Genomic DNA, 12,114 nt, shown 5'->3' on the forward strand with positions numbered 1-12,114 from the left:
TTGCCGAATGCGTTGATGATCTGGTTCAGGTCGCCACCAGCCTGGTTGAGCTGGTTTGCCCAGTAAATCAGGCCAGCCGGGTCAGCCGGACGGCCGTAGTAGGCGATGTAAGCCTGTTGTACCTGCGAGTAGTAATCTGCCGCTGCCATTAAGAGCTCCAATTGGTCTTCTGATTAACAACACATGTGTGCGCCCGCATATTCGCGGCATGGCCCGAAGATCGGCCACGCACAGGCCCCCGACTATCGAACGCCGTGGCATTGTCAGATGGACGCGAGGAGGTAGGGTGTGATGGTGCGCACAAAGCGTCACATTTCCAGCGCGCAGTGGACGCAACGTTGTCCGACCTGCTTAAAGCGCGGAAATTTACAGGCACGACAACCGAATTCGCGAGAATACAGATGTGTCGTGGCGACAATTCACGTGCGAATCATGTGAGACTGCAAGGGCATAGGGAGAATCACCGCCCTCTGGGAGGGGCCGGAGGCGTAATGCGCCACGCGGCAAGTTCGGACCGCTTCCTATTTGGCGTGGTGTGGGCCACCAACTCAACGACAATGAAGAATTGGTGGCTTTATTGCTCTTTTACTACATGGCTGCCCAGACCTTTGGGCAACTCATTCTATCTCCCATAAAGTCAACAACTTGTGACTTCAATCACAACTCGCAACTCATTTTCCTTCGAGCTGATCGTTTGCCTCGCGTTTTGCAGCGTACGGCCGGGAGGTTTTGGGTCAACGCTAATTGCGTTGCCTGCGCAGTCATACAGGAAGGCTCGCCACCGCCTTTACCCCCAAAGGGCTTACGACTAATTCCATGCTGTGGTCGTCCAGATCGAGGCCGCCCGGCCACGCCGCAGTGTCAAAGACGCGATAGCCCTGCTCAAGCAAATGCAGCATCTCACCGGGCCGGTGAATCCGGCGCGGATCGAGGCGCGGATACCCGAACCACGCATCCCTCCCGTTCGCAACGATCACCAGCCGCGCCAGATCGGCACAGGAGCGTTGGTAGTATGCGAGATTCGCGCCCTTGGGCGGCTCGAAGGCGTGGAGCGCGCCGACCTGCGCCGCCGACAGGAACAGCGGCGCGTACGCCGGACGCGAGCCGCCCAGCGAAAGCCCTTTGACGTTGAACACCGTGCCGCACGGCACGAGCACCGTTGCCCATGGCGCAAGCTTGATCCCGGTCGCGGTGCCCGAGTCGAGCGGGAGCAACGAAACGAGGCCGATGGCCTGCGGAATGACCGCATCGACCAGGCTCCTGGCGTTGGTGGCGTCGAGTTGCGCGACGGCCGCGCACAACTTGCCGTTGTCGCCGCAAAGGCCAACGAGGCAAAGATGTTCCGCTTCAACTGCACCTTGCACGCCCTTGCTCAAAGCCGAGGACTGCAAATTCGATGCAATTGTGACCACCGTCACAAGAAGACGCGAACCGTCCTGTAGAATCCGGCTCCTTCTGATCCCCGATAGCTCAGTCGGTAGAGCGCCGGACTGTTAATCCGTAGGTCCCTGGTTCGAGCCCAGGTCGGGGAGCCAGACATGCGGGAGTAGCTCAGTTGGTAGAGCGCAACCTTGCCAAGGTTGAGGTCGCGAGTTCGAGCCTCGTCTCCCGCTCCAGTCAGTATCCGCCCATGTGGCTCAGTGGTAGAGCACTCCCTTGGTAAGGGAGAGGTCGGCAGTTCGATCCTGCCCATGGGCACCACTCTCTTGCTGCCTCAGCATCCCGCTCAAGCCAGCCTTGACGCCCACTTGGCTTTGCCGAACTCAAAGGCAGCCGCCCCACACTTCTCTATCAACGCCCGGCATAAATATCGGCCCGCTTGCCGCAGAGGGTTTTGACCGACTGCGTGATGACGCTGTGAGCCGAGCGTATTTTGACGTGCAGAAACGCACAGCGAATTAGCGTCCCAATTTCATCGAGCCGCTCGCCAGGCGCCATCGGTCCGCTCTTATTTTGCAGCTTGCGCATGCATCCTCGGATGGCGGTCGTGTGGCGATACGCGATTCAAAGCGCGCAAGACGTGACGCCCGTCACAAATCGAAAAATAGCCGAAACGGATGCTAAAGATTAAAGGAGGCGCGCCGCTACCCTACCTGAATCGCCCGCTCGTCCCAGCTTTCTGATCACGCCGCTCCTCAACGTTGAGTAGATGCGCGAAGCTGGTTTCGCGTGCAATGGCCGGTCAAATAGCAAAATAACTCGGGGAGAAGAATGAGCGCCTATAACACACTGAATGCCGACGGAAGCGTTTCCTCGATTGAATATGCGATGGACGGCGTCTCGGTTTTCTCCAATAAGGCGCCAGCCGCCGATGTCCAGACGCTCGAATACTTCTTCGCGACCGAGGTCATCAACAACACGAATTTCCCGTACAGCTCGGCCGCGTCGGTCGCCGACCTGGTGTTCGCCGTGCGCGACGGACTGGTGACCGAAGCGCAAGTTCTGGCTTGGTCCGCCAGCAATAACATTCAGGTGAGCTATCCTGGCTCCACGGTGGTGGGTGCGACGCCGGCGAAGCTGACCGAATCGATGCTTACCGCACTGAACGATCCGCAGTTCACGTCGAACGGAGGCCTCCCGACACTGAGCCAGGCGGCCGCCGATGCCGCCGCCAATCCGGAGGCGACAGCCACTACGGCAGCGGCCATCGAGTCCGCAAACAGTGCTGGCTACGCCCTGGATTTCACAATCGGGACACTCCTCCCAGGCGGACAGGTTGTCGTGGCCGGGCCAACCGCCCAGATCAATGGCGTCGGCTCCGTCGCCCAGTTGGCGGAGTTGGGTGCGCAAGCAGAACTCAGCGCGATGACCAGCGCCCTTCCGGCGTCCGGCCCCGCGTCGATTAGCGGCGTCTCGTCGGCGACCGAAGCGATCCAGGCGGCCTACATCGCGTTCTATGGCCGCCCGGCGGACTCGGGCGGACTCGCGTACTGGGCCGGCGAACTGCAAGCCGCCGGAGGCAATCTGGATGCGGTCGTCAGTGCCTTCGGCAATTCGACGGAGTCGCAAGCGCTGTACGGCGGGCAGTCTGTCGAGCAGATGCTCACCGCCATCTATCAGCAAGAATTCAACCGTGCACCTGATGCCGCCGGAGAAGCGTACTGGGCGAGTCAAATCAGGAATGGCGCCATTTCCGCGGCCGGGGCGGCCCTGGCCATCCTGAACGGTGCGACGGGAAGTGACCAGGCGGTAATCAACGACAAGCTGGTCGTCGCCACTGCATTCACCAGTGCCCTCACGCAGGAAAGTTTCGCCGCCGGTCTGTACGGCGGCGACACCGCAGCCGCAAACGCCCGCCTGTATCTGTCGTCGGTCGATGGCAACACCGCACATGCTGTGCTGATGGCAGGCATCGCCCAGCAGGTGGCGCAAGGCATCCAGACCGAGGCAACGGTGGCAAACGCCATCACCGGCGTCGGGATTACGCTGATGGGTCAGCCCACGCAGACTGTCGTTGAGACGCATACCGTTGCCGCCTAGGCGCAGGTCGAACGACCTGCACGCCGGCAACACGTCAGCAACGCCTCGAGCGCAGCCACATTTCCTTGCGGAGTCCACCAATTTGCCGTCGCTGCCGCGGGCATAATACGCTTTTAGCGTCTGGTTGAGCGTTCAATGAAGATTTGCCTGAACATGATCGTCAAGAACGAAGCACCGGTCATCCGGCGGTGCCTCGATAGTCTCAAGCGGTGGGTCGACTATTGGGTCATCGTGGACACCGGCTCGAGCGACGGCACCCAGGCGCTTATCCGCGAATGCATGGCGGACGTTCCCGGCGAATTGCACGAGCGACCGTGGCGTGATTTCGCACACAATCGCAATGAGGCCATGGCGCTTGCAAAGCCGCATGGCGACTATCTTCTTTTCATCGACGCGGACGAAGTGCTGGAGCTGCCGCACGGTTACTCATGGCCAGCCCTGAGTGCCGATGGCTACCGATTCCGTTGCAGGCTCGGCGAGTGGAGCTACCAGCGTAACGCCCTTGTTGCTTCGAAACAGCCGTGGCATTGGGCAGGAGTCCTGCATGAATATCTGACCCAGAACCGCGACCATGCGTGGGTCGATCTGCCGGATGCCACAATCATGGTTTCCCGGGACGGCGCACGCGCGCGCGACGCGCGTACCTACGAGCGTGATATTGAGGTTCTGGAGAGAGCAATCCGCGACGAGCCGGAAAACGCACGTTATCGTTTCTATCTCGCCCAGAGCTATCGCGACGCCGGCCGAATCGCGGACAGCATTCGTACGTACCGCGAACGACACGCAATGGGGGGATGGGACGAAGAGTGCTGGTACAGCCTCTACCAGATCGGCGCGCTGACAGCAGCACTGGGCGCACCGCGAAGCGAAGTGGTCGAAGCCTATTTGAGCGCCTTCGAGGCGCGCCCGACGCGTGCCGAGCCTTTGCATGACCTTGCGCGATATCACCGCTTGCGCGGCGAATTTGCCCTGGCCCATCTGTTCGCCGCCCGAGCGGTATCGATGACGCGCCCCAATGACGCCCTCTTCGTCGACGACTCGATTTACCGTTGGCGATCTCTGGACGAATTGTCCGTGAGCGCGTGGTACGCCGGAGCCGTCGAGGAAGGCCGGGCAGCATTGAAGCGACTCCTCGCGGAGCGGCTTTACCCATCCGGGGAAGCTTCGCGCATGGAATCGAACAGAGCCTACTTTGGGTTGTAGGCCGCTGTTCCTCACAGGCACCGGGGTGTCAACTCGCGGACGGGAAGACGCCGGAAACGCAAATCATATAAGTCAGCCCGTTCGGCGTCACGCCCGAAAGATTTGGCAGAGCGAATGTCGTCACGCCATCTCCGCCATAGGTCGTGCCAAGTAGCGCAAACAACGCAGTGTAGCCGGTGATCGGAAGCAACTGCCCATTAGCCGGCAACCCGGGACTGTAATGTGCCGCCGTCAGCCATACCGTTCCGAGCGTACATTCCGTGCCCGTTGTCGACGTAGAAGCGCCGCCGGGACTTCCAAGGCCGGAGACCGTGCCGGTGGCGCCCGTTGCTCCTGCGGGCCCCGCTGCACCTTGCGGACCTGTGGCTCCAGTCGCTCCAGTCGCTCCCGTAGCTCCTATAGCCCCGGTGGCTCCTGTGGCTCCGCCGACGCCCTGAACCCCCTGAATTCCCTGCGGCCCTGTTGCTCCACTCGCTCCGGTCGCCCCGGTCGCTCCGGCTACACCGATCGGACCCGTTGCCCCCGTCGCTCCTGCTGCACCCGTCGCCCCTGTCGCCCCCGCCGCACCGGCCACACCTGCTGCGCCCGTCGCTCCAGCGGGCCCGGTGGCCCCTTGTGCGCCCGACCCACCGGCATCGCCGGACGCGCCTTGCGCGCCCGTCGCCCCCTGGGGCCCAGTGGCGCCCGTTGCGCCCGCGACTCCCGTGGCACCCGCCGTCCCTTGAGCCCCGGTCGCACCCGTCGTCCCCTGCGATCCGGTAGCGCCCGTTGCCCCTGTGGCACCAGCCGCTCCGGTCGCCCCCGTAGCCCCCGTCGAGCCGGCCGGCCCCGTTGCACCCGTCGTCCCGACGTTGCCCATGATGAGCTGTTGCGTCAGCGCACCAAGATTCGTCGAATTGTCGGAAAGTTGTGTATGCAACAATTCCAGTGCATCGTCGTACGCATTCCCCGATGTCGGCTGGAACGACTGATTCATCAGATTCAGCGAACTGGTGTCGATACCGAGACTCGCGAGCAGTTGTCGCGTATTGGACAACGCCGTCGGCAATTGCGAGCTTGCGGCACTGGCCGTGGCCGCCGAAAACGAATTGAAGAAGCTCTCCGTGTCCGTGCTGCCGGCCAGCGCCGCAGTCACGAGTTCGGTGAAAGGCGTAATGTCCGTCGTACCAGGCCCGGAGACAAAGGAATGCAAAACCTGCCCCGTGGAGGTCTGGACCCTCAAAACACACGGCAAGACAAGACCCGAGGTGCTGACCGACCACGCGCCGCTGGCCGACGTCGTCGTCGACGTGTCGCCCGACACGCATTTCAACGAGACCTCGGCATTCGCAACGGGAGCGCCGGTTGCGGCTACCCCGTTGATGGTTGCGGGCGCAATACTGCCCGACCCGCCGCCGGACCCGCCGCCACATCCGGCAAACAACGACGTCACGGCAATTGGAATCAAAACGGCTGAGATTTTCTTTTTCATTTTCTTTTCCACAGTGGCATTAACAAAGCACGTCGGTCACCGGGATCGCCTTGCACGCAGCAAGCCTCCGGACCGACATGGCGCGCATGCTGGTTCGTTCTTTTTTTTCTCTGGAAACTCAAGCCATATCGCCGTGAACTAGCGAATATTGCGAGGCAGACGCCCACCGGAAAATCGCTGAGTTTGTCTGGATGTAGGCGAATCGGGAGGCGCGGCGATCGCGATTATCAATCGATTGATACGACTAATGCTGTGACGAGCATCACAACTGCCGTTTTGCAGAGTGGTATGAAATCGACGCGCATGCACGCCATGCGTTTCAGAATGCGACGGCGCGAAAATGTGCAGACATGGACGCCTTCACAAGCATGCCGTGTCAACGATCCGCTCAACGGGCAACGCCCACCCATCACGCCCTCAATCACCCGCCTCGAAACGCAACCGATTGCAGGTAAAATCCGCCACGGAATTCAGGGGCGCGGATTGCGCTCCCTGTTTGGCCCACATTCAGCAGCCTCGCGCGCCTGACCTCGCCCGAGTGCCCACGGGCACAGAGCGACGTTCGGGACCACTCCGAACCGCGCAGCGCGCTGCTGACGGCCCTGAAAGATCACATCCAGAAACACCGGGAACGCGCTTGAGCTTCGAGGAATACTACAGTCGGCTGCAATTGCCGGTCACTGCATCGCCGGCAGAGATCAAGCGGGCCTACCGGCGTCTGCGGGCGCAGTATCACCCCGATCGCAACAAAGGCCGCGAGGCTGCGGTCGAACCGGTATTCAAGCGCATTCAGGAAGCGTTCGAGATTCTGACCGGCAGGCGCCAGGCGCCGGTGGCCAAGGCGGCGGCGCCATCGAACAGCAGCCGCACGCGCGAAGCTCCGCAGCGCGAGCGCCATGCCGGGCCGCCCATGCGCGGCGCAAACTGTCTGGTCGAGCTTTTCGTGCCGCTCGAAGTGGCGATCGAAGGCGGCGGCGTCGAAGCGCACTACCCCGTGAAAGGCCCCTGCGACGCCTGCCGGCAGACCGTCGGCAACGTCCATTGCGAGAAGTGTCTCGGCACCGGCTTGCGGAGCTGGCGCAAGTCCGAAATCGTCGCGATTCCGCGCGGTGCGTGGGACGGTCAGCGTCTCGTCGTCGAAGGCGGCGGTCACCCCGGCGTCAACGGCGGGCCGTCTGGTGACGCCATTTTCTCGGTCTCCATCGTCTGCGGCTCGGCCTTCACCCGCAACGGGCTCGATCTCGCCTGTGACATTCAGGTCGACTTCATGACGGCCATGCTGGGCGGCACCGTTGAAGCGAAGATCCTGGGCCGCACGCAGGAGGTGAAGATTCCGCCGAACGCGAATGCGGGCACGCCCATTCGTCTGCCCGGGCTAGGGTTATCGGAGCGCAACGGCGCACGGGGGAACCTCACATTGAACCTGGTGCTCACAATGCCGGGCGCCGCCTCGCATCTGACCGACACCGAACGCCAGCGGCTGCGCGACATATTCGCCGACGCGGAGCGTCGAGCAGCGCAAACGGCGCAAAAGCCACAAGCGCCGCTTGCAGGCTCGCGCGTCAAACGCTAATTCATTACGCGCCCTGCGAATCGATCCACGCGCGCGCAGCCTCGAAACCCGCTTCGGCGGCCGCGTGCTCGGTGGACCACAGGCGCGTGATATGCACGAGTTGCCAGTCCGCCACAACGGCATCGGCCTTCAACACGCGAAAGTGCGCTTTCACACCCGTGAGCACCTGGTCGACCGCGACTTCGATGTCGTAGTCCTTATAGCGCTCCTGGTAGTCGCCCATGTCGATGCCTTTCGGCTCCATGATCGCCTCCGCGTCGTGACTGTTGACGGTTCATCCTAGCACTTCCGCCATGCACGACGCGCGCGCCGCGTGCGTCAGAGACGCGCGATCGACACCTCCGTCGACTTCACCAGCGCAACCACTTCCGAGCCCACCTTGAGTTCGAGTTCGTCGATCGAGCGGGTGGTGATGACCGAGGTGACGATGCCGAACGTCGTGTCGACGTCGACCTCCGATACCACGGGCCCGCGAATGATCTCCTTGATCTTGCCGCGAAACTGGTTGCGAACGTTGATGGCGGTAATGCTCATTGCTTCGGCTCCGTGATATCGAATGAAAACGAGAGGATGACTGATGAAAGATTCAGGCCGTCACATCCAGCGGTGCTTCGTCGGCCGGATGTGCGCCGTTGCCAAGCACGCGTTGCAGCACGCGCTCCTCTAGCGCGGCAAAGCGTGCGTCGACGCGCGCACGCGGACGCTCGAGCGGCACCGTCTGATCGAGCGCGATACGCCCCGCCTCGACAAGCAGAATGCGGTCCCCGAGCGCGACGGCTTCGTGCACGTCGTGCGTGACGAGCAGCGCCGTGAAGCGATGTTCGCGCCACAGCCGCTCGATCAGCGCGTGCATCTCGATGCGCGTGAGCGCGTCGAGCGCGCCGAGCGGTTCGTCGAGCAACAGCAGGCTCGGCCGGTGCACGAGCGCACGGGCCAGCGCCACGCGCTGGCGCTGGCCGCCTGAGAGACGCGCGGGCCATTCGTCGGCGCGCGCAAGCAGGCCCACTTCGTTCAGCACCGCGCGCGCGTCCTCGCGCGCGCCGCGTCCCAGGCCGAGCATCACGTTCTGCAACACGGTTTTCCAGGGCAAGAGCCGCGCGTCCTGAAACATGATGCGCGTGTCGAGCGTGGCACCGCCCACTCCGCGCCGTTCCACGACGCCATCGTCGGCCGTTTCGAGCCCCGCGATCAAACGCAGCAGCGTGGACTTGCCGCAACCGCTACGTCCGACGATCGAAACGAAACTGCCGCGCTCGATCGCGAGATCGAAGCCGCTCAGCACTGCACGCTCGCCGTAGCGCTTGCTCACGCCGCGCAACGCCACCGAGGCGTCGCCCGCGTTCGGGTCCGTGCGCAGGGCCACGCCCTCTTGCGCGCCGCGAGCGTGGTCGTTGCGCTCGTTGCGTTCATTGCGATCGAACGGGCGCGCCCGTTCGAAGCCGCCGTATCCCGGCGCCAGTTGACTCGCGCTCATGCGTCGCCCTCCTCTTGATATGCGGGGTGCCAGCGGAGTGCCACGCGCTCCAGCCATTTCGCGAGCCAGTCGGCAAGCTTGCCGAGTGCCGCATAGAGCAGGATGCCGACCACCACCACATCGGTTTGCAGGAATTCGCGCGCGTTCATCGTCATGTAGCCGATGCCCGACTGCGCGGAGATCGTTTCGGCGACGATCAACGTCACCCACATCAGGCCGAGCGCGAAGCGCACGCCAACGAGAATCGACGGCAACGCCCCCGGCAAAATCACTTCGCGGTAGAGCGCGAAGCCCTTGAGTCCATAGCTGCGCGCCATCTCGACGAGATTGGCGTCCACCGAGCGGATGCCGTGAAAGGTGTTCACGTACACGGGGAAGAACACGCCCAGCGCCACGAGAAACACCTTCGCTTCCTCGCCGATACCGAACCAGAGGATCACGAGCGGAATCATCGCGAGCGCGGGAATGTTGCGCACCATCTGCACGGTCGAATCGAGCGCGGTTTCAATGGACTTGAAGAGTCCGGTGGCAAGTCCGAGCACGAGGCCGATGCCCCCGCCGATCGCGAAGCCCGAGAGCGCGCGCCAGGTGCTCACGCGCACGTCCTGCCACATTTCGCCCGACTCGATCAGCGACCACGCCGCACGCACCACGGCGAGCGGTTCGGGCAGCACGCGCGTGGAAAGCGCGCCGACCTTCGCCGCGACCTCCCAGACGAGAATGATGGCGAGCGGAACGAGCCAGGGCGCGAGGCGCTTCCACCCCGCGAGCGCCCATGCCCGCGCCGCACGCGGTGCATCACCGGCGCGGGCTGTGCGGCGCGCGGGCGCGGCCGTCACGGCGGATTGTGTCATCGTTGCATCCTCCACGATTCATGCGTCGTAGCCGAGCGTCGCATCAGCTCTGGCTCACCTTCGGCAGATAGTGATTGCCGACCACCTCGCCGAACGGCCCCGAAAGCGGGCCGCCCGCGCCCTTGCCCGAGCGACCCGGCAGCAGCGGAAACACGAGTTCCGCGAATCGGTAGGATTCCTCCAGATGCGGATAGCCCGACAAGATGAAGGTCTCAATGCCAAGGTCCGCATACTCCTGCATGCGCGCGGCCACCTGTTCCGGACTCCCGACCAGCGCCGTGCCCGCACCGCCGCGCACGAGGCCCACGCCCGCCCACAGGTTCGGATACACCTCGAGGTCTTGGCGCGTGCCGCGCTTGCCGCCATGCAGCGCGGCCATGCGGCGCTGTCCTTCCGAATCCATTTTGCCGAACGCCGCCTGGGCGCGCGCCACGGTCTCGTCATCGAGACGGCTGATCAACTGGTCGGCGGCGGCCCACGCTTCTTCCTCGGTCTCGCGCACGATCACATGCAGGCGGATGCCGAAGCGGATCGTGCGGCCATGCTCCGCCGCGCGCGCGCGAATGTCGGCGATCTTCTGCGCCACCGCTTCGGGCGGCTCGCCCCAGGTCAGGTAGGTGTCGATATGCTCACCGGCCATCGCATGCGCGGCGGGCGACGAGCCGCCGAACCACAGCGGCGGATGCGGTTGCTGCACCGGGGGATACAGCACCTTGCCGCCCACCGAGCGCAGGTGCCGCCCCTCGAAGTCGATCGCCTCGTTCGTATGCGTGGCGGCAAGCAGCTTGCGCCAGATGTGCAGGAATTCGTCGGTGATTTCGTAGCGCGTGTCGTGATCGACAAAGAGGCCGTCGCCTTCCAGTTCGGCCGTGTCGCCGCCCGTCACTACGTTGATGAGCAAACGCCCGTTCGAAAGCCGGTCGAAAGTGGCGGCCATGCGCGCGGACAGCGCGGGCGATGACAGGCCCGGACGGATCGCCACGAGAAACTTCAGGCGCCGCGTGGCGGCGATGAGGCTAGAGGCCACGACCCACGCGTCCTCGCACGAGCGCCCCGTGGGCAGCAGGACGCCCTCGTAGCCGAGCGTGTCGGCGGCGACGGCGATCTGCTGGAAGTACGCGAGATCCGCGGCGCGCGCGCCTTCCGCCGTGCCCAGATAGCGGCTGTCGCCGTGGGTCGGGATGAACCAGAACACATTCATGCGTTGCTCCTGCCTGCTATTCGAAATTCGAGAATCTGGAAAGGGTGAATGCCGCCATGCAACGGACGTGACGGCGCGCGAGCGCGCTACGCACGTGAGTGCGCCGCTCATGACAGAGTTGAAAGGAGTGACGGCAGACGGACTGCGCCAGCGCGTTCGCCCGGCGCTTCGCGGCGGCCGGCAACGGCGACGCCGTCTTCATGGGGAACCAGTCTAGGGACGGACCTCGCCCTTTAGAACGATTTTTTTGAGCTTAGGTTTTCCACTTTCGTGCTTTGCCCGACGCTTTAGCATACGGTGCGCCTCGCGCGCACCGCGCGCCGATATAATGGCGCTCGCACCCACAAAAACACCGGCACGGCGCGCAGGACGCGCGTTCAGGCCACGCAATCTCTCGCACCATCTCATGCAAAAACTGATTCTGCCGTTCGTATCCGGCTTTCTGGCGTCGCTGTTCTTTCGCGAAGCAACGCTCGCGCTCCTGCACGCCGCGCAGGTCGTGGACGCGGCCGGCTTCTCGACGGCCCCGTTCCAGCCGCTCGGACTGCCCGAGTTCCTCGTGAATGCGATCTGGAGCGCCATCTGGGCCGTGCTGATGACGTGGCTGCTGCGCGTCTCGCCGTCGCGGCCCGCGCCGTGGGTTCAGGCCTTCGTGTTCGGCGGCATCGTGCTCACCGCGGCCATGGTGTTCGTCGTCGACCCGCTGCGCGGCATCTGGCCGAGCGGCAACATGCTGCCGCGCCTTGCCACGGGTTTCGCATCGAATGCGATGTGGGGCTGGGGCGCGCTCGTTTTCATGCGCGCCTTCATGAGCGAAACCGAGGACGACTGATTCCTCTCAACTCTTGGCCCACGCGC

The 12,114-nt window shown here is 63.6% G+C and carries 13 protein-coding genes and 3 tRNA genes; 8 read left to right on the top strand and 8 right to left on the bottom strand.

All coding sequences use genetic code 11. The features are described from left to right. Positions 1–761: 761 nt before the first annotated feature. The gene (locus C7401_RS27910; protein WP_146758013.1) at positions 762–1,376 is read right to left on the bottom strand and encodes a hypothetical protein; all 615 of its coding nucleotides are present in this window, start codon (positions 1,374–1,376) and stop codon (positions 762–764) included. 83 nt (positions 1,377–1,459) lie between these two features. Between C7401_RS27910 and C7401_RS27915 the strand changes: the two genes are divergently transcribed. From C7401_RS27915 to C7401_RS27925, 3 genes are all read left to right on the top strand, one after another. After that, a tRNA-Asn gene (locus C7401_RS27915) sits at positions 1,460–1,535 on the top strand. A 5-nt stretch (positions 1,536–1,540) separates the two neighbouring features. Beyond that, positions 1,541–1,616: transfer RNA gene (locus C7401_RS27920), tRNA-Gly, on the top strand. Positions 1,617–1,626: 10 nt separating this feature from the next. Continuing rightward, a tRNA-Thr gene (locus tag C7401_RS27925) sits at positions 1,627–1,701 on the top strand. A 90-nt stretch (positions 1,702–1,791) separates the two neighbouring features. Here C7401_RS27925 and C7401_RS45110 read toward each other — a convergent pair. Continuing rightward, a complete protein-coding gene (locus C7401_RS45110) occupies positions 1,792–1,968 on the bottom strand; it encodes a hypothetical protein (RefSeq protein WP_181565711.1) in 177 nt (58 codons plus the stop codon). Positions 1,969–2,211: 243 nt separating this feature from the next. Here C7401_RS45110 and C7401_RS27930 point away from each other — a divergent pair, with 243 nt between their 5' ends. Continuing rightward, a complete protein-coding gene (locus C7401_RS27930; RefSeq protein WP_112174668.1) occupies positions 2,212–3,480 on the top strand; it encodes a DUF4214 domain-containing protein in 1,269 nt (422 codons plus the stop codon). Between the two features lie 135 nt (positions 3,481–3,615). Beyond that, the gene (locus C7401_RS27935) at positions 3,616–4,683 is read left to right on the top strand and encodes a tetratricopeptide repeat-containing glycosyltransferase (protein WP_112174669.1); all 1,068 of its coding nucleotides are present in this window, start codon (positions 3,616–3,618) and stop codon (positions 4,681–4,683) included. Positions 4,684–4,711: 28 nt separating this feature from the next. Here C7401_RS27935 and C7401_RS45355 read toward each other — a convergent pair whose 3' ends face one another. Next, entirely contained in the window at positions 4,712–5,659 is a 948-nt protein-coding gene (locus tag C7401_RS45355; RefSeq protein ID WP_309252004.1) for a tail fiber protein, read from the bottom strand. A gap of 52 nt (positions 5,660–5,711) precedes the next feature. Between C7401_RS45355 and C7401_RS45360 the strand changes: the two genes are divergently transcribed. Together C7401_RS45360 and C7401_RS27945 are read left to right on the top strand one after the other, a co-directional pair. Continuing rightward, a complete protein-coding gene (locus tag C7401_RS45360; RefSeq protein ID WP_220092866.1) occupies positions 5,712–6,296 on the top strand; it encodes a hypothetical protein in 585 nt (194 codons plus the stop codon). A 231-nt stretch (positions 6,297–6,527) separates the two neighbouring features. Then, positions 6,528–7,727, top strand: coding sequence for a DnaJ C-terminal domain-containing protein (locus C7401_RS27945; RefSeq protein ID WP_181565712.1), 1,200 nt, complete (start codon positions 6,528–6,530; stop codon positions 7,725–7,727). A 4-nt stretch (positions 7,728–7,731) separates the two neighbouring features. On the opposite strand, the gene C7401_RS27950 is transcribed toward C7401_RS27945, so the two are convergent. The 5 genes from C7401_RS27950 to ssuD form a co-directional block, all read right to left on the bottom strand. After that, positions 7,732–7,971, bottom strand: coding sequence for a DUF6566 family protein (locus C7401_RS27950; protein ID WP_112174672.1), 240 nt, complete (start codon positions 7,969–7,971; stop codon positions 7,732–7,734). A 74-nt stretch (positions 7,972–8,045) separates the two neighbouring features. Beyond that, complete coding sequence (locus C7401_RS27955; protein WP_091996411.1) at positions 8,046–8,261, bottom strand: TOBE domain-containing protein; 216 nt, start codon at positions 8,259–8,261, stop codon at positions 8,046–8,048. Between the two features lie 52 nt (positions 8,262–8,313). After that, positions 8,314–9,201, bottom strand: a complete 888-nt coding sequence (locus tag C7401_RS27960; RefSeq protein ID WP_112174673.1) for an ATP-binding cassette domain-containing protein — start codon at positions 9,199–9,201, stop codon at positions 8,314–8,316. Next, positions 9,198–10,055 (bottom strand): aliphatic sulfonate ABC transporter permease SsuC, encoded by an 858-nt coding sequence (gene ssuC, locus C7401_RS27965; protein WP_112174674.1) that lies wholly within the window; start codon positions 10,053–10,055, stop codon positions 9,198–9,200. Before ssuC ends, C7401_RS27960 begins: the two co-directional genes overlap by 4 nt. Before the next feature lie 43 nt (positions 10,056–10,098). Then, the gene (gene ssuD / locus C7401_RS27970) at positions 10,099–11,256 is read right to left on the bottom strand and encodes an FMNH2-dependent alkanesulfonate monooxygenase (RefSeq protein WP_112174675.1); all 1,158 of its coding nucleotides are present in this window, start codon (positions 11,254–11,256) and stop codon (positions 10,099–10,101) included. 406 nt (positions 11,257–11,662) lie between these two features. Between ssuD and C7401_RS27975 the strand changes: the two genes are divergently transcribed. Next, on the top strand, positions 11,663–12,088 hold the full coding sequence (locus tag C7401_RS27975; RefSeq protein ID WP_112174676.1) for a hypothetical protein: 426 nt from the start codon (positions 11,663–11,665) through the stop codon (positions 12,086–12,088). The last annotated feature ends 26 nt before the right edge of the window (positions 12,089–12,114 follow it).

Source organism: Paraburkholderia unamae (assembly GCF_003268775.1).
GTDB classification, from domain to species: Bacteria; Pseudomonadota; Gammaproteobacteria; order Burkholderiales; family Burkholderiaceae; genus Paraburkholderia; species Paraburkholderia unamae.

What these genes read in the sequence shown, in the direction of transcription:
- C7401_RS45110 (WP_181565711.1), bottom strand. Translation starts at nt 1,968, where the DNA reads ATGCGCAAGCTGCAAAATAAGAGCGGACCGATGGCGCCTGGCGAGCGG.
- C7401_RS27930 (WP_112174668.1), top strand. Translation starts at nt 2,212, where the DNA reads ATGAGCGCCTATAACACACTGAATGCCGACGGAAGCGTTTCCTCGATT.
- C7401_RS27935 (WP_112174669.1), top strand. Translation starts at nt 3,616, where the DNA reads ATGAAGATTTGCCTGAACATGATCGTCAAGAACGAAGCACCGGTCATC.
- C7401_RS45355 (WP_309252004.1), bottom strand. Translation starts at nt 5,659, where the DNA reads ATGAATCAGTCGTTCCAGCCGACATCGGGGAATGCGTACGACGATGCA.
- C7401_RS27950 (WP_112174672.1), bottom strand. Translation starts at nt 7,971, where the DNA reads ATGGAGCCGAAAGGCATCGACATGGGCGACTACCAGGAGCGCTATAAG.
- C7401_RS27955 (WP_091996411.1), bottom strand. Translation starts at nt 8,261, where the DNA reads ATGAGCATTACCGCCATCAACGTTCGCAACCAGTTTCGCGGCAAGATC.
- C7401_RS27960 (WP_112174673.1), bottom strand. Translation starts at nt 9,201, where the DNA reads ATGAGCGCGAGTCAACTGGCGCCGGGATACGGCGGCTTCGAACGGGCG.
- ssuC (WP_112174674.1), bottom strand. Translation starts at nt 10,055, where the DNA reads ATGACACAATCCGCCGTGACGGCCGCGCCCGCGCGCCGCACAGCCCGC.
- ssuD (WP_112174675.1), bottom strand. Translation starts at nt 11,256, where the DNA reads ATGAATGTGTTCTGGTTCATCCCGACCCACGGCGACAGCCGCTATCTG.
- C7401_RS27975 (WP_112174676.1), top strand. Translation starts at nt 11,663, where the DNA reads ATGCAAAAACTGATTCTGCCGTTCGTATCCGGCTTTCTGGCGTCGCTG.